This window comes from Streptomyces sp. MAI_2237, assembly GCF_054189285.1.
The window spans coordinates 906,467-926,735 of the sequence record NZ_JAJPGQ010000002.1; the positions used below are offsets into that span (position 1 = coordinate 906,467).

At 71.7% G+C, this 20,269-nt stretch carries 14 protein-coding genes and 3 pseudogenes; 4 read left to right on the forward strand and 13 right to left on the reverse strand.

Going from position 1 to position 20,269, the window contains the following annotated elements:
* Positions 1-15: 15 nt before the first annotated feature.
* The 6 genes and pseudogenes from LN251_RS08860 to LN251_RS08885 form a co-directional block, all read right to left on the reverse strand.
* Positions 16-1,443, reverse strand: coding sequence for a S28 family serine protease (locus LN251_RS08860; protein WP_458243920.1), 1,428 nt, complete (start codon positions 1,441-1,443; stop codon positions 16-18).
* Positions 1,444-1,542: 99 nt separating this feature from the next.
* Positions 1,543-1,932 (reverse strand): hypothetical protein, encoded by a 390-nt coding sequence (locus LN251_RS08865; protein ID WP_249838346.1) that lies wholly within the window; start codon positions 1,930-1,932, stop codon positions 1,543-1,545.
* Between the two features lie 78 nt (positions 1,933-2,010).
* Positions 2,011-5,730, reverse strand: coding sequence for an ABC transporter ATP-binding protein (locus LN251_RS08870; RefSeq protein ID WP_458243921.1), 3,720 nt, complete (start codon positions 5,728-5,730; stop codon positions 2,011-2,013).
* A gap of 118 nt (positions 5,731-5,848) precedes the next feature.
* Positions 5,849-6,552, reverse strand: a pseudogene (locus LN251_RS08875) (esterase-like activity of phytase family protein); the annotation flags it as partial.
* A gap of 107 nt (positions 6,553-6,659) precedes the next feature.
* A pseudogene (locus tag LN251_RS08880) lies at positions 6,660-6,989 on the reverse strand (esterase-like activity of phytase family protein); the annotation flags it as partial.
* Positions 6,990-7,037: 48 nt separating this feature from the next.
* Positions 7,038-7,889 (reverse strand): serine hydrolase, encoded by an 852-nt coding sequence (locus tag LN251_RS08885; protein WP_458243922.1) that lies wholly within the window; start codon positions 7,887-7,889, stop codon positions 7,038-7,040.
* 156 nt (positions 7,890-8,045) lie between these two features.
* Here LN251_RS08885 and LN251_RS08890 point away from each other — a divergent pair, with 156 nt between their 5' ends.
* Complete coding sequence (locus tag LN251_RS08890; protein ID WP_458243923.1) at positions 8,046-10,265, forward strand: ArnT family glycosyltransferase; 2,220 nt, start codon at positions 8,046-8,048, stop codon at positions 10,263-10,265.
* Between the two features lie 141 nt (positions 10,266-10,406).
* On the forward strand, positions 10,407-11,213 hold the full coding sequence (locus LN251_RS08895) for an endonuclease I family protein (RefSeq protein WP_458243924.1): 807 nt from the start codon (positions 10,407-10,409) through the stop codon (positions 11,211-11,213).
* A 60-nt stretch (positions 11,214-11,273) separates the two neighbouring features.
* Here LN251_RS08895 and LN251_RS08900 read toward each other — a convergent pair whose 3' ends face one another.
* The 4 genes and pseudogenes from LN251_RS08900 to speB form a co-directional block, all read right to left on the reverse strand.
* On the reverse strand, positions 11,274-11,408 hold the full coding sequence (locus LN251_RS08900) for a hypothetical protein (protein ID WP_458243925.1): 135 nt from the start codon (positions 11,406-11,408) through the stop codon (positions 11,274-11,276).
* Between the two features lie 59 nt (positions 11,409-11,467).
* Positions 11,468-11,953 (reverse strand): SUKH-3 domain-containing protein, encoded by a 486-nt coding sequence (locus LN251_RS08905; protein ID WP_458243926.1) that lies wholly within the window; start codon positions 11,951-11,953, stop codon positions 11,468-11,470.
* A gap of 253 nt (positions 11,954-12,206) precedes the next feature.
* Positions 12,207-13,890, reverse strand: a pseudogene (locus LN251_RS08910) (thiamine pyrophosphate-binding protein).
* Positions 13,887-14,855: an agmatinase gene (gene speB, locus LN251_RS08915; RefSeq protein WP_458243927.1), complete on the reverse strand. Its 969-nt coding sequence runs from the start codon at positions 14,853-14,855 to the stop codon at positions 13,887-13,889. Before speB ends, LN251_RS08910 begins: the two are co-directional and overlap by 4 nt.
* A 189-nt stretch (positions 14,856-15,044) precedes the next feature.
* Here speB and LN251_RS08920 point away from each other — a divergent pair, with 189 nt between their 5' ends.
* The gene (locus LN251_RS08920) at positions 15,045-16,508 is read left to right on the forward strand and encodes a PucR family transcriptional regulator ligand-binding domain-containing protein (protein ID WP_458243928.1); all 1,464 of its coding nucleotides are present in this window, start codon (positions 15,045-15,047) and stop codon (positions 16,506-16,508) included.
* A gap of 92 nt (positions 16,509-16,600) precedes the next feature.
* On the forward strand, positions 16,601-17,389 hold the full coding sequence (locus LN251_RS08925; protein ID WP_383675100.1) for a phosphatase: 789 nt from the start codon (positions 16,601-16,603) through the stop codon (positions 17,387-17,389).
* Between the two features lie 12 nt (positions 17,390-17,401).
* Here the strand turns inward: LN251_RS08925 and LN251_RS08930 are convergent, their stop codons facing one another.
* The 3 genes from LN251_RS08930 to LN251_RS08940 are packed head-to-tail and all read right to left on the reverse strand — an operon-like array spanning position 17,402 to position 20,172.
* Positions 17,402-18,070 carry a maleylpyruvate isomerase N-terminal domain-containing protein gene (locus tag LN251_RS08930; protein ID WP_458243929.1) on the reverse strand — a complete coding sequence of 223 codons (669 nt, stop codon included), beginning with the start codon at positions 18,068-18,070 and terminating at the stop codon, positions 17,402-17,404.
* A 41-nt stretch (positions 18,071-18,111) separates the two neighbouring features.
* A complete protein-coding gene (gene tesB, locus LN251_RS08935) occupies positions 18,112-18,978 on the reverse strand; it encodes an acyl-CoA thioesterase II (RefSeq protein WP_249837004.1) in 867 nt (288 codons plus the stop codon).
* A 36-nt stretch (positions 18,979-19,014) separates the two neighbouring features.
* On the reverse strand, positions 19,015-20,172 hold the full coding sequence (locus tag LN251_RS08940) for an acyl-CoA dehydrogenase family protein (protein ID WP_383675096.1): 1,158 nt from the start codon (positions 20,170-20,172) through the stop codon (positions 19,015-19,017).
* Positions 20,173-20,269: the final 97 nt, after the last annotated feature.

The window sequence follows — 20,269 nt, forward strand, 5'->3', positions numbered from 1 at the left end:
GGCGCGGCACGGGGGTTACGGTCGCAGCGCAGGCTCGCGCTCGACGTCCCGCACGTCCAGCCGGGCGTCGAACCGGGCCAGCGGCTTCGCCTGGGCCGGGGACGCGGCCGGGACACCGGCCCACTGGAGGATCCGGGCGGTCGCGAAGGCCTTCTGGTCGGCGACCAGACCGGCCACGTTCGCGCCGTGGTTCATGCCGGGCGCGGTGAAGACGTACGAGTCCTTCGCGCCCTTGTCGACGCGGAACCGCTCCGAGCCCCACGGGTCGTTCTGGCCGTAGACGTAGAGCGTGTGCCGGGCGTGCCGGCGCACCCAGCTGTCGACGTCCCGCATGGCCCGCGGCTGGAACCGGGTCGGGATCTCGCGCGGGACGAAGTTCCGGGGCGGCTGGTAGCCGTAACGGATGTACCGCTTCTCGATGGACGGGAAGTGGATGGTGGGCGCGCCGAGTTGGGTGGCCGCCTGGTAGTAGTACGGCGTGTACGGCTCCAGGCCCTGGTCGGCGTAGGCGGAGAAGCCGGAGATCGTGTCGACGGAGTCCCAGATCTGGTCGTCGGTCGCGCGCTTCGCGTCCGGCGGGATCAGGCTGTCGTCACCGCAGTTGGCGAGCAGGTTGTACTGCCAGAAGCCCCAGACGTAGTCGAGGACGACCGCCTCGTACGCCTTGTCGAGGCTGCCTACGGTGGTGAAGGTGTAGCCGTTGTCGGCCGCGTACGCCGCGTACTTCTTCTCCAGCGGCTCCCGGCGCACCAGCGCCTCGCGCTGCACCGCGTTCAGCCGGTCGCGGCACTGCTCGGTGCCGACCTTGGTGAAGAAGCGGTCGTAGGCGGAGTCCTCGTCGTTGACGACGTCGTTCGGGGCGACGTAGGCGACGGTGCCGTTCATGTCGCCGGGGTAGAAGCGCTCGTAGTAGGTGGCGGTCATGCCGCCCTTCGAGCCGCCGGTGGCGATCCAGTGGGCGGAGTAGATCGGTTTCAGCGCCTGGAAGATGCGGTGCTGGTCGCTCGCCGCCTGCCAGATGTCCAGCTTGGACCAGTCGGCCGGCGCGGGCCGGGACGGGGTGAAGAAGCGGTACTCCATGGAGACCTGGTTGCCGTCCACGATCTGGGTGGGCTCGCGGCGGCCGGCGTTCGTGGAGACGTTGTAGCCGCTGGTGTAGAAGACCGTCGGGCGGCTGACGTCCTTGTGCAGCACGGTGATCCGCTGCTGGAAGGTGCCCTTGGACGGGTGCCGGTGGTCGACCGGCTGGGTGTAGTTCAGGACGAAGAAGCGGTAGCCGGGATACGGCTTCTCCTCGATCAGGCTCATCCCCGGTACGGAGAGCAGCCGATCCTTGATGTCGGTGCCGGTGGCCTCCGGCTGGGCGGCGGTGGCCGCCCCGGCCGTGCTCAGCGTGCCTATCAGCACCGTGAGCGCGAGCAGCCATCTGAGCGCCTTGCGCATGCACCCTCCCCTGTGAGTACAGATGTCCGCCGGAAGCTAGCCCAGCAACGGACGCCTGCGAAAGGGGAGTTCAAGAAATACCCGGGAGAATCCCGTGACTCAGCAAAGAATCCAGCCGGAGCTGACCGTGCCCCGCCCCACCGAGCCGGTGATCCACACGCACCGGTGCCCGGCGTGCACGGTCACCGGGCCCGCGTGGTGGCTGTAGCGGCCCTTGTCGACGACGGGCCGGTTGCCGCGCGCCTGGACGCCGACGGACATCGAGCGCCGGGCGGCGGAGGGCTTGGCGGGGAAGGTGACGGCGCAGACGTAGCCGTCGTGCTTGTAGACGTGGACCACCCCGGTGGAGAAAGACAGGTCCCTCACCTTGCGCCCCCCGCAGTACGAAGCGGCCTGCGCGTTACCGGGCGCCGCGAGCGCGAGCAGTCCGGACGCGGTCAGCACGGCCATGCCGACCGCCACCCGCCGACGTATCGCACCAGTGTCCACTGTCGTCCCTCCCCAACCGCCGCCAACGAACGTACTGATGTACGGACGCATGACGTATGTCGGATGGTTGCACGACCGTCAGTGGGACGCGGCGACCGGCTCTCCGGGGTCCGGCTCTCCGATGAAGGTCCGCCACAGCTCGGCGTACCGCCCGTCCCGGGCGAGGAGTTCCTGGTGCGTGCCGTCCTCGACGACCCGCCCGTGGTCCATCACCACCACCCGGTCCGCGCGGGCCGCCGTGGTCAGCCGGTGGGCGACCACGAGTGTCGTACGGCGGCCGGCCAGCCGGTCCGTCGCCGCGTTGACCTGCGCCTCCGTGGCGAGGTCCAGGGCGGCGGTCGCCTCGTCGAGGAGCAGCACGTCGGGGTCGACCAGCTCGGCGCGGGCGAGGGCGATCAGCTGCCGCTGGCCCGCGGAGAGGTTGCGGCCGCGCTCGGCGACCTGGTGCAGGTAGCCCCCCTCCAGCGTGGCGATCATGTCGTGCGCGCCGACCGCCCGGGCCGCCGCCTCCACCTCGGCGTCGGTGGCGTCGGGGCGGCCGTAGGCGATGGCGTCGCGGACGGTGCCCTGGAAGAGGTACGCCTCCTGCGGGACGACGCCCAGCCGGTGGCGGTAGGCGGTGAGGTCCAGCGCCCTCACGTCGGTGCCGTCGACCGTCACCCGGCCGCCCGTGGGGTCGTAGAACCGGGCCACCAGCTTCACCAGCGTCGACTTCCCGGCGCCCGTCTCGCCGACGAACGCGACCGTCTGCCCGGCGGGGATCTTCAACTCGATGCCGGCGAGGGCCTCTTCGTCGTCGCCGTAGGCGAAGTGCACGTCCTCGAAGGCCACTTCGCCGCGCAGGGAGGGCACGTCGAGGGGTTTTTCGGCGGCCCGGGTGGAGGTCGGCTCCTGGAGCAGCTCCTGGATGCGGCCGAGGGAGACGGTGGCCTGCTGGTAGCCGTCGAAGACCTGGGAGAGCTGCTGCACCGGCGCGAAGAACAGGTCGATGTAGAGCAGGTAGGCGACCAGGGCGCCCGTGGTGAGCGTGGCGTTCTCCACCCGGCCCGCGCCCGTGAACAGCACGGCGGCCGCAGCGACGGACGACAGCAGCTGCACGAACGGGAAGTAGACCGAGATCAGCCACTGGCCCCGGATACGGGCCTGGCGGTAGCTGTCGCTGCGCTCGGCGAACCGCGCGCCGCCGTCCCGCTCGCGCCGGAAGGCCTGCACGATCCGCAGCCCGGAGACCGACTCCTGCAGGTCGGCGTTGACCAGCGCGACCCGCTCCCGGGCCAGTTCGTACGCCTTCACGCTCGCCCGGCGGAAGAAGTACGTGCCGACGATCAGCGGCGGCAGCGTGGCGAACACCACGAGCGCGAGCTGCACGTCGATCACCAGCAGGGCGACCATGATGCCGAAGAAGGTGACGACGGAGACGAAGGCGGTGACCAGGCCGGTCTGCAGGAAGGTGGAGAGGGCGTCGACGTCGGTCGTCATCCTCGTCATGATCCGGCCGGTCAGCTCCCGCTCGTAGTAGTCCAGGCCGAGCCGCTGGAGCTGCGCGAAGATCTTCAGCCGCAGCGCGTACAGGACCCGCTCGCCGGTGCGCCCGGTCATCCGGGTCTCGCCGATCTGCGCCGCCCACTGGGCGAGCACGGCGGCCAGACCGAGCAGCGCGGCCGCCCAGACCGCGCCGAGGGCCAGCGCGTTGACGCCCTTGTCGATGCCGTGCCGGATCAGCACCGGCAGCAGCAGGCCCATGCCGGCGTCGACGGCGACCAGGCCGAGGCTGATCAGCAGCGGCGGCCCGAAGCCCCGCAGCAGCCGCCGGAGCCCGTAGGACACCTCGGGCAGCACCGCCCGCGCCTCGTCGATGTCCGGGGTGTCGGTCGCCGGGGGCAGCGCCTCGACCTGCGCGAGGAGCTCGGGGGTGGCCGGCATGCCCTCCGTCGCCGTGTCCCGCGGGGTGCGCTCCCCCGCCCACAGCCGCGGGGTGATGCCCCGCTCGGCGTCGAACTCGGCGTCCAGCTCCTCCCGCACCGAGGTGTCCTCGCGCGGGCAGGCGGGCTGGGTGTGGCCGGGCGAGACCCCGCCGAGCTCGTCGGGGTCGGTGAGCAGGCGGCGGTAGAGGGCGGAGCGTTCCTGGAGCTCCTCGTGGGTGCCCAGGTCGGCGAGCCGGCCGTCCTGCAGGACGGCGATGCGGTCGGCGAGGTTCAGGGTGGAGCGGCGGTGGGCGATGAGCAGGGTCGTACGGCCCCGCATGACCTCCTTGAGTGCCTCGTGGATCTCGTGCTCGACCCGGGCGTCCACGGCGGAGGTGGCGTCGTCCAGGACCAGCAGCCGGGGGTCGGCGAGGATCGCGCGGGCGAGAGCGACGCGCTGGCGCTGACCGCCGGAGAGGGTCAGGCCGTGCTCGCCGACCTTGGTGTCGTAGCCGTCGGGGAGCTCGGCGATGAAACGGTCCGCCTGGGCGGCGCGGGCGGCCGTCAGGATCTCCTCCTCGGTCGCGTCGGGGCGGCCGTAGGCGATGTTGTTGCGGACCGTGTCGGAGAAGAGGAAGGAGTCCTCGGGGACCAGGCCGATCGCGGCCCTGAGCGAGTCGAGGGTGAGTTCGCGGACGTCGTGGCCGCCGACGAGGACGGCGCCGTGGGTGACGTCGTAGAAGCGCGGCAGCAGCAGGGAGACGGTGGACTTGCCGGAGCCGGAGGAGCCGACGACCGCGAGGGTCTCGCCGGGGCGGATCTCGAAGGACAGGCCCTTGAGGACGGGGCGCTCGTCGTCGTAGCCGAAGGACACGTCGTCGAACTCGACGGTCGCGGGCGCGTCGGCGGGCAGCTCCTTCGTGCCGTCCGTCATGGACGGCTCGGTGTCGATCAGCTCCAGGACGCGCTCGGTGCCGGCGCGGGCCTGCTGCCCCACCGTGAGCACCACGGCCAGCATGCGGACCGGGCCGACGAGCTGGGCGAGGTAGGTGGAGAAGGCGACGAAGGTGCCGAGGGTGATGTGCCCGCCGACCGCCAGCCAGCCGCCGATGGCGAGCATGGCGACCTGGCCGAGGGCGGGAACGGCCTGCAGGGCCGGGGTGTAGGTGGAGTTCAGCCGGATGGTGCGCAGCCGCCCGGCGAAGAGCCGGCGGCTGACCTCGCGCAGCTTCCCGGTCTCCTGGTCCTCCTGCCCGAAGCCCTTGACCACGCGGACGCCGCTGACGGCGCCGTCGACCACGCCCGCGACGGCGGCGGCCTGGGCCTGGGAGTACCAGGTGGCGGGGTGCAGACGGGAGCGGCTGCGCCGGGCGATCCACCACAGGGCCGGCGCGACCGCGAGGGCGACCAGGGTCAGCGGCAGCGACAGCCAGGCCATGATCACCAGGGAGATCAGGAAGAGCAGGATGTTCCCGATGGTCATCGGGAGCATGAAGAGCAGGCCCTGGATCAGCTGGAGGTCGCTGGTGGCCCGCCCGACGACCTGGCCGGTGGACAGCTCGTCCTGCCGGCGGCCGTCGAGCCGGGTGATCGTCCCGAACATCTCGGTCCGCAGGTCGTGCTGGACGTCGAGGGCGAGGCGGCCGCCGTAGTAGCGGCGGACGTAGGTGGCGGCGTAGACGAGGACGGCGGCGCCGAGCAGGGCTCCCACCCAGGGGCCCATGGAGCGGCTGTGGTCGCCGATCACGTCGTCGATGATCACCTTGGTGATCAGCGGGACCACGGCCATGACGGCCATGCCGGCGAGCGAGGAGCCGAGCGCGAGGACGACGTCCTTCGGGTACCGCCACGCGTACGCGGCCAGTCGCCGTGCCCATCCCCGTTGCTCGCTCACGCGGGTGCCCTCCGTCGAAATCTCCTGATCTACCGGAAGGCACCAACACACGAAGAAGCGGATTTCATCCCTCCGCAACAAAACGGGGGCGGCGGCGGGCTCCGTGCCCGCGGTGGACTCAGATCCGTACGCGCAGGTGGTAGAACCGCGTCGTCTGTACCGCGTTCTGGTTGTCGTCGCTGACCAGCAGCACCTTCAGGCGACCCTTCGAGTACCCCGTGACGGCCATCCCCTCGATGGTGTCGAGCAGCGGGTTCGGCTGGGGCTGCTTGGCGGTGGCACCGAGGGAGGGGCAGGCGGCGAGGTCGGCGAGGTCGGCGAGGAGGGTCTTCCTGATCGGGCGGACGCCCGGCTGCCCGGTCAGATTCCCGACGCCGGAGGTGTCCGTGGCATGACGCGGGTCGGCCAGGTAGAGGCGGACGGTGTTGCCGACGCCTGAAGTGAAGCCGCGCTCCAGGACCAGGAGGCGGCCGTCGGGGGTGGCGTGCACCTCAGGGACGCCCAGGCCGGCATCGAGGGGATGGCGTACTGCGCGGCCGGGCGGAAGCGGCCGCCCTTCGCGCGGGTCCAGGTCTGGAAGCGGACGAGGGTCGCCGAGTCGCCGGAGAGCGCGTTCTCCATCGAGGCCGGCAGGGTGCGGCCGCCGGGCAGGAGGGTCAGGCCCGCGAAGGTCTGGTTGGCCGTGGCGCGGCTGGCGGGGGCGACCAGGAGCGGGGACGGGACCGGGAGCCGGTCGAGGATCCTGCCGTCGGCGCTGTAGCGGCGGATCGACGGCTCGGTCTCGGAGGTGATCAGCCGGGTGCCGTCCCGGTCGACGACCAGGACCCTGTTGATGGCTCTCCGTGGGAGAAGGAGCGGCGTTCGGTGCGTGCGCTCGGCGTGCGTGCCGGGCGTCGCGACGCCACGGAGAGCCGTCAGAAGGGTCCTAGGCCCTCACTGTCGAGCGCGGCGCCCTGCTCGTCGGCGAGCCGCACGACCCGCTTGGGGGCGAGGGTCCGGGCGTCCAGGTCGAACAGGGAGGAGCGGTCCTCCAGGGCGGCGATCGAGCCGTCCGTGTCCACCGCGAGCGCGGAGAAGTCGCCGACGAAGGTGCCGTCGTACGTCGTCTTGTCGAGCGCGTCGGAGAAGCGGTCGACGGAGACGGCCGGCGAACAGGAGTGAGAGGCGCGGGTGGTGGCCGCGGCGGGCCCGGCGGCGGTCAGGCAGGTGGCCGCCGCCAGGGCCGCGGTGGTGGTCGCGAGTACGGATCTCAGGCGCATCGGCGCCCCCGTAGGACGGGACGGTGACGGGCGGGAGACCGGCGGGCCTCAACTGGCGGCGAGATCCCTGTGGATGACTTTCGCAACGCCCTGGATGGAGTTGATGCCGTAGCTCATGGTGCTGTTGCCCCACGTGAGCACCGTGATCATGTAGTCGTGGCCGCCGCCGTTGAACGTGCCCAGGCTGTGCACCCGCCAGCCGTGCGTGGAGCGCTGCAGCCAGCCGTTCTTGACGTGCCAGGTGACCCCGGACGGGGTGCCGTACGGCGTTCCCCAGCGCTGCGAGGAGATGACCTGGCCCATCAGCTTCAGAATGTAGGCGCGGGAGTTGTCGCTCAGCACCGAGTTCTTTCCGGTGATCAGCTTCAGCAGCTTCTGCTCGTCGGTGACGTTGACCTGCGTCAGGCCCCAGTAGTTGTTCGCGCCGGGGACGGTGTTCGTCATCCCGGCGGCGGTGAGGAAGCCCTTGATCTTCGTCATGCCGAGCTGCTTCCACAGCTTGCTGGCCGCGGTGTTGTCCGACTGGGTGATCATGGCCTTGGCGAGCGAGATCTCGGTGTCCGTGAGGTAGCGGTTGTGCTTCTTCGCGTCCCACAGCAGCGTGGCGAGGATGGTGACCTTGACGATGCTGGCGGAGTCGTAAGAGTTGCCGGCGCGCAGCGAGCAGGTCGTGTTGGTGGTGCGGTCGTAGAGGCCGACGGCGATGGTGCCCGAGCGGCCCGCGACGGCGGTGGTGATGTCCTTCTGCAACTTGGTGGCCAGCGCCGCCTTGGAGGACGTGCAGCTGACGGCGGTGACCGCCGAGGCGGGCGCGGCGGCCACGACGGGTATGAGGACGCCGAGTCCGACGGCGCCGGTGACGAGCGCTCTGGCACGTCTGGTGGAAGTCCCGAGATTCATGCCCCTGTTGACACACAGGTTCGGGTGAAAGGTTGTACGCGTGATCTGCCGCCTTGGGCAAAGCCTGTCCCATGCGTGACCGGGGCTTGGCCGATTCACAGCCGGGAGCTAGGTCCGGCACAGCCCGCACCCACGCCCCCTCTGCACGATGCGCTCGTGACATCTGCCACCGATCCGCACCCCCACACCGAGCCCGCGTCCGCCGACTGGCCGCCGCCCGCCCCACCGACGGCACCGCCGGACCGGGCGCCGCGCTGGTCGCTGCCCGCCCTGATCGCGATTCTCGTCGTGGCGGCCGTCCTGTACGCCTGGAACCTGTCCGGGTCCGGCATGAACACCTTCTACAGCGGTGCCGTATGGGCCGGCACCCAGAGCTGGAAGGCCTGGTTCTTCGGCTCGCTGGACCCCGGCAACTTCCTGACCGTCGACAAACCGCCGTTCGCCCTCATGGTCATGGGCCTGTCGTGCCGCCTGTTCGGCTTCGGCACCTGGCAGATGATGGTGCCTCAGATCGGCGCCGCCCTGGCCACCCTGTGGATCCTGCACTCCTCCGTGAAGCGGGTGTGGGGCCATGTCGCGGCGACCGTCGCCGCGCTGGTGCTGGCGCTGACCCCGATCACCGTCGCCATCAACCGCGACAACAACCCCGACACGCTCCTGGTGTTCCTGATGGTGGCGGGTGCGGCCCTCGCGCTGCGCGCCACCCGTGACGAGCGGCTGCTGCCGCTGCTCGGCTCGGCCGCCTGCTTCGGCCTTGCCTTCAACACCAAGCTGCTCGCGGGCTGGATCGCCCTGCCGGCCGTCTTCGCCCTCTACGTCTACGCGTCGAAGGCGCCCTGGGCGAAGCGGATCGTCAACCTGCTGCTGGCCGCGGTCGTGCTGGCCGTCTCCAGCTTCTGGTGGGCGATCGCGGTCTCCCTGGTGCCGGCCGCCGACCGGCCGTACATCGGCGGCTCCACGGACGGCTCCGCCTGGGACCTGATCATGGGCTACGACGGCCTCGGCCGGGTCTTCGGCGGCGAGGGCAACGGCGGGGGCGGGGGCGGCGGAGGAGGCGGCTTCTCCGGCTCCGCGGGCCTGGGCCGCATGTTCAACGACATCCTCGGCGGCCAGATCTCGTGGCTGCTGCCGTTCTCCGCGATCGCCCTCGTCGGCGGCCTGGTGCTGTGCGGGCGGGCCCCGCGCACCGACCTGAGGCGGATGGCGCTGATGCTGTGGGGCGGCTGGACCGTCCTGCACTACGTCATCTTCGCGACCGCCCAGGGCACGATGCACCCCTACTACACGACCGCGCTCGCCCCGGGCATCGCGGCGCTGTGCGGCGGCGGTGGGGTGATGCTGCTGGACGCCTTCCGCCGCGACCGCCGCTGGGCGTGGGTGCTGCCCGTCGCCTTCGGCGTCACCGGGATCTGGGCGATCGTCCTGCTGCGCCGCGCCTCCGGCTGGAACAGCTGGCTGTGGCCGGTGGTCGGCGTGCTGACCGTGGCGGCCGTCGTGGGCATGCTGGTGCTGCGGTCCGGCAACCGGACCCGGCTGCTGACGGTCTCCGTGGCGGCGGCCGTGGTCGCCTCCCTCGCGGGCCCGACGGCGTACGCCGCGTCGGAGCCGTTCGGTTCGAGCGGCGGCGGCATGGGCGGCACCAACCCGACCGCCGGTCCCACCACGGGCGGCGGCTTCGGCGGGCCCGGCGGTGGCGGCAACCGGGGCGGCTTCCCGGGCGGCGGCGAGATGCCGGGCGGCACCGGGCAGGGCGGCCGGAACGGCCAGGCGGGCGGCTTCCCCGGCGGCGGCGAGATGCCGGGGGGCGGTCAGGCGATGCCGGGTGGCGGGAGCGGTGCCGGCCAGGCTCCCGGCGGTACCGGCGAAATGGGCGGTACGGCACCCGGCGGTACGGCACCCGGCGCGACCGGTGCGGCCGGGCGGCGCGGTGGCATGGGCGGCGGCCCGGGCGGCATGGGCGGCGCGGACAGCGAGCTCATCGCGTACCTGAAGAAGCACCGGGACGGCGCCAAGTGGCTGCTGGCGGTGTCCAACTCCCAGTCCTCCGCGCAGATCGAGCTCAGCGCCCGGGAACCGGTCATCTCCATGTGGGGCTTCACCGGCTCCGACAACGCGATGACCGTGGCCAAGCTCAAGGAGCTGGTGAAGAAGGGCGAGCTGCACTACGTCCAGATCGGCGGCGGCATGGGCGGCGGCACGGGCGGCCCGGGCGGTGGCAACTCCGTCAGCACCGCCGTGTCGAACTGGGTGAAGAAGCACGGCACGGCGGTCAAGGAGAGCGCGTACAGCAAGAGTTCGACGTCGTCCTCGACCTCGGCCACGTCGGGTACGAACTCCTCGTCCCTGTACCGACTGGACCCCTCCGGCGTCGGCTGACCGGCGACGGCTCCCTGAGAACGGCTCCCGACCACCCGGTCGGGAGCCGTTCTTCACATCCCGTTCATCGACAAGCCTGCATGTTCATGTCACCCTCACTGTTGCCGCCTTCAATCAACCCGCGTAGATGGGACAACCTTTATGCTGGCGACACGCGTACGGCGATGGAAGTCGGTGGCCCTGGCCACCGCAGCCGTGATGGTGGGCCTCGCGGCCCCGGCGCTGACGGCCTCCCCGGCCGCCGCCACGACGACCGCGTACGACTCGACGTACTACAAGAACGCGGTCGGCAAGACCGGCCCGAGCCTGAAGTCGTCCCTGCACACCATCATCAGCTCGGGCGTGACGAGGCTGTCGTACTCGGCGCTCTGGGACGCGATGAAGAAGACCGACCAGGACCCGAACAACAGCAACAACGTGATCCTGCTGTACTCGGGCATCTCCCGCAGCAAGTCGCTCAACGGCGGCGACAGCGGCGACTGGAACCGCGAGCACGTGTGGGCCATCTCGCACGGCGACCTCACCACCTCGACCGGCCCCGGCACCGACCTGCACCACATCCGCCCGGAGGACGTGGCGGTCAACGGCAAGCGCGGCAACCTCGACTTCGACGAGGGCGGCTCCACCTTCACCAACAGCGGTGGCAGCAAGGTCGATGCGGACTCCTTCGAGCCGCGCGACGCCGTCAAGGGCGACGTGGCCCGCATGATCCTCTACATGGCCGTCCGCTACGAGGGCGACGACGGCTTCGCGAACCTGGAGCCCGACGACAAGGTGGGCAACGGCTCGAACCCGTACATCGGCAAGCTGTCGGTGCTCAAGACCTGGAACGACGAGGACCCGCCGGACGCCTTCGAGGAGAACCGCAACAACGTCATCTACACGACCTACCAGCACAACAGGAACCCGTTCATCGACCACCCGGAGTGGGTGGACGCGATCTGGTAGTCCAAGGAACGAACGAGGGGCCCTGCCGGACGAACCCGACAGGGCCCCTCATCCATCCGGTCACCCAAGACGCAGAAGATCCTCGGGGAGGGCGTACCGGTAGCCGCCGGTCAGCACCTCATGCTCGAAGATCAGGACGTACTCCCGGTCCTCGTCGAACCCGCAGCCACCGCAGGCCTCTTGATACCCCAACACCCGTGCAGCCGCGGCACGACCGCCATGTTGTAGGCCCCCACGGACTCCACCTGTCACCATCAGTCCAGCCGCTCAGGACGAACTCTGTCGACCAGATGCACCAACGCTTCCTCCGGGCTCCTGCCGTAGAGGGCGAAAAACGCATCGTAGGCGCCGTACGTCCGGCCCCGCTCGGCGACGAGGAGCACGAGAGGACCGGAAGCCGCTGTGCCCACGGGCGTCAGCCTCTCTCCCGTTCGCTGCTCGTATCGCCTCAGCTTTTCGCCGTTGACGATGCGACTCGCACGCTCGGCGCTCAGTTCGCAGCGGTGCGTCCCCGGATCGAGGGGATGGCGCGGGTAATCGAACCCGCTTCCGTTGAATTCCTCGACGAAACGCAGCGCCGTAGGCGAGCAGTGAATGCCCAGCTCGTCCCATACATCCTGGACATGTCGAACGTCCGCTGCGGAGGCCACCCACCGGGCGTCCTCCGCCAGGATGTCCGACAGCCTTTCCCTCAGTCCTGCCTCGCGATCGCCGCTTTCGGGAAGTTCAGGAGGAGACATCTCGCCGTTCCTCAGCCCTACGCAGGCGTTCCGCGAGAGGTACCTGCCCCGGGGGCCTCAGGATGAACTTGTTCTTCATCTCGTCGAGGGCGTCCAGGGAGCAGGACACGCGGTCACCCACCTGATAGTTGTCGTCATCGTCGATGTAGAGAACATCGATGAGGCCGTCCCGTGACAGGCCCAGGTCAACGATGACTCCCCAGGGAAAAACCGCCGTGGCCTCTCCCTCGGCGCGCGGAACCAGGCAAGAGAGTCACTGATGCGTCGGCGCGAACATCCGTAGGACCGCCGGGAGTTCGACGACCGTCGGTCCCGGGGACGTCAGGGACTTTGCCAGGTCCTGTTCCAGGGTGTCGGGGGTCGTGCGGATCGCCGGGACACCGAAGGACTCCGCGAGGGCGGCGAAGTCCGGGCGGGTCAGTTCCGTGCCCGTGGTCTCGCCGTACGCGTCCGTCATGTACTCGCGCAGGATGCCGTAGCCGCCGTCGTCGACAATGAGCCAGGTGACGTTCAGGTCGTGCTGGCGAGCCGTGGCCAGTTCGGCGACGGAGTACAGAGCGCCACCGTCGCCGGACACCGCGAGGACCGGTCGGGTGGGGTCGGCCACCGCCGCGCCGAGCGCGGCCGGGAAGGCGTAGCCGAGGCCGCCGGCGCCCTGGGCGGAGTGCATGGTGTTGGGGCGCCGGGGGTCGAAGGCGGACCAGGCCCAGTAGGACAGGATCGTCATGTCCCAGAAGGACGGGGCGTCGGCGGGCAGCGCCTTGCGGATGGACGCCAACAGGCTCTGTTCCAGCGTGAGTTCCTGGGCGGCGATGCGCTCGGCCACCCGGGACAGCAGCTGGCGCACCCGCTCCGGCGCCGTGGTGTCCTCGCGCGGCGGCACCGTCTCCAGCAGGGCCTGGAGCGCGAGGCGGGCGTCGGCGTGGATACCCAGCGCCGGATGGTTGGCCTCCAGTTTGCCGAGGTCCGCCTCGATCTGGATCACCCGGCCGCGGGGCTTGAACGTGTGGTAGTTCGAGGAGAGTTCGCCCAGGCCCGAGCCGACCACGAGCAGGACGTCCGCGTCCTCCAGGAAGTCGGTGGTGTGCCGGTCCTCCATCCAGGACTGCAGGGACAGCGGGTGGTTCCAGGGGAACGCGCCCTTGCCGCCGGGAGTCGTGACGACGGGTGCCTGGAGCCTCTCCGCCAGCTGCCTGAGCTTGCCCGACGCGTCAGCCCGTACCACTCCCCCGCCCGCGATGATCGCCGGACGAACGGCGTGGGACAGCAAGTGGGCCGCGAGGGCGGTGAGTTCGGGGCGCGGGGGCAGGTCCTCCGGCGTCGCGTCCGCCGCCGTCACCACCGGCAGCGACGTCGTGGCCGCCAGCACGTCCTGCGGGATCTCCACCCACACCGGCCCGTGCGGGGCGGTCAGCGCCGACTTCCATGCCTCCGCGATCGCCGAGGGGATCTGGGACTGGGCGCGGACGGTGTGCACGGACTTGACCACGCCCCGGAACGAGGCGGCCTGGTCGGGGAGTTCGTGCAGATAGCCGTGGCGGCCGCCGCCCAGCCCGGCCGTCGGGACCTGGCTCGCGATCGCCAGCACGGGCGCGGAGGCCGCGCGGGCCTCCTGCAGCGCGGCGAGCGAGGTCAGCGCGCCGGGGCCGGTCGAAAGCAGCAGCGGGGCCGCCTCGCCGGTGATCCGGCCGTAGGCGTCCGCCGCGAACCCCGCGTTGTTCTCCACGCGCAGACCGACGTAGCGCAGGTCCGAGCGGCGCAGCGCGTCGAACATGCCGAGCGCGTGCTGGCCGGGCAGGCCGAAGACGGTCGTCGCGCCGAGCCCGGCGAGCGTCTCCACGACCAGGTCTCCGCCGGTGCGGCCGGGCGGAGGGTTCAGCGCGGCCCTCCGTCTGGGCCGGCGTCGGGCGGAGCTCCAGGTCGTGGTCGTGGGTCACTTCGCGCGGGCCTCGGCAATCTGGCGGGACATGATGGTGGTCAGTTCGTACGCCGTGTGGGACGCAGCCACCGACGTGATCTCCGCGTGATCGTACGCGGGCGCCACCTCCACGACGTCCGCCGAGACCAGGTTGCAGGACGCGAGGCCGCGCAGGATCTCCAGCAGTTCGCGGGAGGTCATGCCGCCCGCCTCGGGGGTGCCGGTGCCGGGCGCGTGGGCCGGGTCCAGGCAGTCGATGTCGATGGAGATGTACAGCGGGCGGTCGCCGATACGCAGGCGCAGCTGGTCGGCCACCTCGTCGGCCCCGCGGCGGTAGACGTCCGCCGAGGTGACGATGCCGAAGCCCATCTTCTCGTCGTCGGTGAGGTCCTGCTTGCCGTACAGCGGGCCGCGGATGCCGACGTGCGAGAGCGCCTCGGTGTCGAGGATGCCCTCCTCCACCGCCCGCCGGAACGGCGTGCCGTGCGTGTACTCGGCGCCGAAGTAGGTGTCCCAGGTGTCGAGGTGGGCGTCGAAGTGGAGCAGCGCGACGGGACCGTGCTGCTTGGCGACCGAGCGGAGCAGCGGCAGCGCGATGGTGTGGTCGCCGCCGAGCGTCATCAGCCGGGCGCCGGTGCCGAGCAGGTCGTCGGTCGCGGCCTCGATCGTCTCGACGGCCTCGTTGATGTTGAACGGGTTCACGGCGATGTCGCCGCCGTCCGCCACCTGGGCGAGGGCGAAGGGGGAGGCGTCCTGCGCCGGGTTGTACGGGCGCAGCAGCCGGGACGCCTCGCGGATCGCGTTGCCGCCGAAGCGGGCGCCGGGCCGGTAGGAGACGCCCGAGTCGAACGGCACGCCGACCACGGCGACGTCGGTGCGGCCGACCTCGTCGAGGCGGGGCAGCCGGGCGAACGTCGCGGGTCCGGCGTACCGCGGCACGCGGGAGGAGTCGACGGGGCCGCGGGGCGTGTCGTTGCTGCTCATGGGGTCATGCCTACTTTCCTACTCTTCGTCGCGTATGCACTGCTTCCGCTACGACTCTAGTGGGCGGCCGGAACCGGTCCGTCGCCGAATCCGGGGGCACCGGCCGCTTCGACAGTAGGTGGCCGGACGGCGGCGGCGAAGTGTACGTTTCCTCCACTCAGGCCATCGGGAATGGAGGAAACGCACATCATGCCGGATCCGTCCGTCCCGCCCACGCCGCCCGTGCCCCTGGCGGCCCTGCTGGCCCGTGAGGACCTGGCGCTGCGGCAGATCGCCGGGCCCCGCGACCCGGCCACGGCGATCCACTGGGCCCACGCCTCCGAGATGGCCGACCCCTACCCCTACCTGCTGGGCGGCGAGCTGCTGCTCACGGCGGGGGTGCACCTCCCGGAGGCGGAGGGTTCGGGCACCTCCTTCGACGCCTACGTCTCCCGGGTCGTCGCGGCGGGCGGCGCGGCCCTCGGCTTCGGCGTGGCGCCCGTGCACGACACGGTGCCGCGGGCGCTGGTGGCGGCCTGCGACGCGTACGGGCTGCCGCTGGTCGAGGTGCCGCCGCAGACCACGTTCTCGACGGTGGCCCGCGCGGTCTGGCAGCTGATGGCCGAGGCCAGGCTTGCGGAGCTGCGCCGGGTCACGGAGGCCCAGCGGTCCCTGGCGGCCGCGGCCTCCCGCCCGGACCCGGTGCCTTCGGTGCTGCGGCAGCTGGCCCGGCGGGTCGGGGGACGGGCGGTGCTGTACGGGCCGGAGGGCGCGCGGATCGCGTCCGCGGGGCGGGCGGCGGACAGCGGCGCCGGGGAGGCGCTGGACGCGCTCGCGGAGGTCGTGCGCCCCTCGGGCCCGGGGACCCCCGCGTCGGCCACCGACTCCGCCGCCGGTGCCCACCTCGCCGCCTACGCCCTGGGCGCCGGTCAGGGCTTCGTCCTCGGTGTCGCCGCCCCGCGGCGCGAGCCGGGCGACCACACGATCGCCTCCGTCGCGTCGGTGCTGCTGTCGCTGCTGACCGGGGAGCACCACGACGGCACCGGCGCCGCCCGCTCCTCGGCACTGGTCCGGCTGCTGCTGGGGGCGGCGCCGGAGGAGGTCGCCCCGCTGCTCGGCGCCGGCCGCTGGCTGGTCGTGCACGGCCGCCCGGACGCGGGGTCGGCCGACGCCCTCGCCGCCTCCGCCCTCGGTACGGCGCTCGGGTCGCCGCTGGTCGACCCCGCGGAGGATGTCGTACGGGTGCTGCTGCCCGCCGACCGCGACCCGGACCCGCAGCCCGGCTGGACGCTCGGCGTCAGCGCCGCCGTCGGCCCGGACGGCTGGGCCGACGCCGACGCCCAGGCCGCCCGCGCCCTGGCCCGCGCCCGGGCCACCCGCGGCGCCCTGGTCCGGCACGGCGAGCGGACGGCGCTCGCCGACCTGGTGCCGCAGGACCTGGCCGCCGCGCACGCCCGCAGTGTCCTCGCCCCGATCGCCGGCGCCCCGGCCCTGCCCGAGACGCTGCGCACCTGGCTGTCCCTGCACGGCAGTTGGGACCGTACGGCCGTCGCCCTGGCCGTGCACCGCAACACCGTCCGGCAGCGGATCGCCCGGTGCGCGGCGCTGCTCGGGGCGGACCTGGACGATCCGGACGTCCGCATGGAGTTGTGGTTCGCCCTGCGCGGGCCATAGGCGGTGGTACTCAGGGCGATGAGTACGTGACCCGCGTCGCAGCGTCCGGGACGCCAGGGACGCGCACAGTCGGCTGCCTCACAATGGGTTTCATGCCGATACCCGGGACACCCAGCCGCGCCGAGCTCGTCGACCATCTCGTACGGACCCGCATCGCGGGCGACGTGGCGACGCCCCGCGAGAACAACCTCAACCACTACCGCAAGCTGGCGAACGGCGACCGCCACTACTGGCTCGGCCTGGAGCTCGGCGACCGCTGGCGGGACGAGCAGGACGTGCTCGCGGTGATGGCGGAGCGGGTCGGCGTCAACGACGACCCGGAGTACCGGTACGGCCAGGACACCATCGACCCCGAGCTGACGGTCGCGGCGCTGGAGCGGATGGCGGGCCGGCTGCGCAAGGCGGCCGAGGGCCGGCAGCGGGTGCTGCTCGCGACCGGCCACCCGGGCGGCCTTCTCGGGGTGCACAACGCCACGGCCGTCGCGCTGCGGGCCGCCGGCTGCGAGATCGTCGTCATCCCGGACGGGCTGCAGACGGAGGAGGGCTACGTCATGCAGTTCGCGGACGTGGCGGTCCTCGAACACGGCGCCACCCTGTGGCACACCCACTCCGGGGAGCCGATGAAGGCCATCCTCACCGCGCTGGAGCGCGAGGGCCGCCCGCTGCCGGACCTGGTCGTCGCCGACCACGGCTGGGCGGGGTACGCCGGCCGGCACGGCGTGGACTCCGTCGGCTACGCGGACAGCAACGACCCGGCCCTCTTCCTCGCCGAGGCGGAGGGAACGGTGCAGGTGACGGTCCCGCTCGACGACCATGTGGTCAGCCCGCGCTACTACGACCCGATGACCGCCTACCTGCTGGCGGAGGCGGGTCTCGCCTAGCCTGTGGCCCGCCTAGATCCCGGCGATCGAGGCGGGCGCCCGTTCGGCGCGGGCCAGGGCGCGGACGACGTCGGCCGGGCCGTGGCGGCGGACCGCGAGGCGGGTGAGCAGGTCGATGACCGGGGCGGTGACGGACTCCGGGAAGCCGGGGGCGGGCAGGCCCACGCTGCACGCGAGGTCGTCGCTGTGGACGACGAGTTCCATCGTCCGGGTCAGCAGCAGGTCGTCCAGCTCCAGTGACCACGCGCCCCAGGTGGCGACGTGCACGGGGCGTTCCGCGGGGACGTCGGGAAGCAGGCCGCGCAGGGTGCCGATGACCTCGTCGACGCGCCGGCGCAGCCCCTCGTGCCCGTGGGCCGCGGCGGCCTCGCCGCCCTGCCGGATGCGCCCGCTGACCGGCGCGTCGACGCCCGCGTCCAGCCAGGTCACCCGCTCCAGGTAGTACGTGCGCAGGGAGACGACCGGCTCGGCCGGGACCGGTGCGGCGAGCATCCCCGGCAGCGCGAACTCCGGCCAGAACATGTGCCCGGCAAGGCCCCGCACGCTCCACTTCGGCAGCACGCTCGGGCCGTCCCAGGCCTCGGCGACGGCGGGCTCGGCCACCAGGCGGCCGGCGATGCCGGCGGCGGTCAGGTAGGCGTCCCGGATGCGTCCGCCCCGCCAGTTCCACGACTCGGTCATGGGCTCATCACACCCGCAACGCCCCGACGCCTCAACCGGATTCAGCGCGGGACGCGCACCACGCCCTCCTGGATGACCGAGATCGCGAGGCGGCCGTCCTGGGTGTAGATGCGGGCCTGCCCGAGGCCGCGCCCGCCGTGCGCGGACGGCGACTCCTGGTCGTACAGGAGCCATTCGTCGGCGCGGAAGGGCCGGTGGAACCACATGGCGTGGTCCAGCGAGGCGCCGACGACGTCACCGACCGCCCAGCCGCCGCGGCCGTGCGCGAGCAGGACCGAGTCGAGGAGGGTCATGTCGGAGACGTAGGTGGCGAGGACGACGTGCAGGAGCGGGTCGTCGTCGAGCTTGCCGTTGGTGCGGAACCACACCTGGGAGTGCGGCTCGCGCGGCTCTCCGAACTTGCCGTACGGCGGTTCCTCGACGTACCGCAGGTCGACGGCCTCGCGGGCCTCCAGGAACCGCTCGACGACCGCCGGGGCGAGATGGTCGTAGCCGCGCAGCCGCTCGTGCGAGGTCGGCAGCGTCGCCGGGTCGGGCGCGGGCGGCATGGGGGCCTGGTGGTCGAGGCCGTCCTCGTGGGTCTGGAAGGACGCCGACAGGTGGAAGATCGGCTTGCCGTGCTGGACGGCGACCACGCGGCGGGTGGTGAAGGAGCGGCCGTCGCGGATGCGGTCGACCTGGTAGACGATGGGCGCGCCCGGGTCGCCGGGGCGCAGGAAGTACGCGTGCAGGGAGTGCGCGGGCCGGTCGGCGGGCACCGTGCGCCCGGCGGCGACCAGTGCCTGCGCCGCCACCTGTCCCCCGAAGACCCGGGGGACGACGGCGGAGCGGGACCGGCCGCGGAAGATGTCCTCCTCGATCTGCTCGAGGTCGAGCAGATCGAGGAGGTCCTGAAGTGCCTGGCTCATGGCGTCCAGTGGTAGCGGCCGGTGATTGCGGTGGGTTTACAGACCCATGTCCTTCGCGATGATCGTCTTCATGATCTCGCTGGTGCCGCCGTAGATGCGGTTGACGCGGTTGTCCGCGTACAGGCGGGCGATCGGGTACTCGTTCATGAAGCCGTAGCCGCCGTGCAGCTGGAGGCAGCGGTCGATGACGCGGTGGGCGACCTCGGTGCAGAACAGCTTGGCGCTGGCGGCCTCGGCGGGGGTCAGCTCACCGGCGTCCAGGGCCTCCAGGGCGCGGTCGGCGACCGCCTCGGCGGCGTCCACCTCGGCCTTGCAGGCGGCCAGCTCGAACTTGGTGTTCTGGAAGGAGGCGACCGGCTTGCCGAAGACGGTGCGGTCCGTCACGTACTGCTGGGCGAACCGGACGGCGGCCTTGGCCTGCGCGTAGGCGCCGAAGGCGATGCCCCAGCGCTCGGAGGCGAGGTTGTGGCCGAGGTAGTAGAAGCCCTTGTTCTCCTCGCCCAGCAGGTCCTCGACGGGGACCTTGACGTCGACGAACGCGAGCTCGGCGGTGTCGGAGGTGCGCAGGCCGAGCTTGTCGAGCTTGCGGCCGATGGAGTAGCCCTCGGACTTGGTGTCCACAGCGAACAGGGAGATGCCGTGGCGGCGGTCCTCGGCGGTGGGCGCGGCGGTGCGGGCGCACACGATCACGCGGTCGGCGTGGACGCCGCCGGTGATGAAGGTCTTGGAGCCGTTGAGGACGTAGTGGGTGCCGTCCTCGCTGAGCTTGGCGGTGGTCTTCATGCCCGCGAGGTCGGAGCCGGTGCCCGGCTCGGTCATCGCCAGCGCCCACATCTCCTCGGCGGAGACGAACTTCGGCAGGAAGCGCTTCTTCTGCTCGTCGGTGGCGAGCATCTTGATGTAGGGCAGGGCGAGCAGCACGTGCACGCCGGAGCCGCCGAAGTGGACACCGGCCCGCGCGGTCTCCTCGTACATCACGGCCTCGAACTTGTACGAGTCGATGCCGGCGCCGCCGAACTCCTCGGGGACGTTGATGCCGAAGAGACCGAGCTCGGCGAGCTTGAAGTAGAAGTCGCGCGGCGCCTGGCCGGCCGCGAACCACTCGTCGTAGACGGGGACGACCTCGGCCTCGATGAAGGCGCGGAGAGTCTCCCGGAACGCCTCGTGGTCCTCGTTGAACACCGTACGGCGCACCGCCGCCACCCTTCTGTGCGCCTGGACCGGCGCCGCTCTCGCGTACCTGGTTGCTCGCCGTCGGGGTCGCTCAATGGCTGGTTGCGGTCCGATGGCT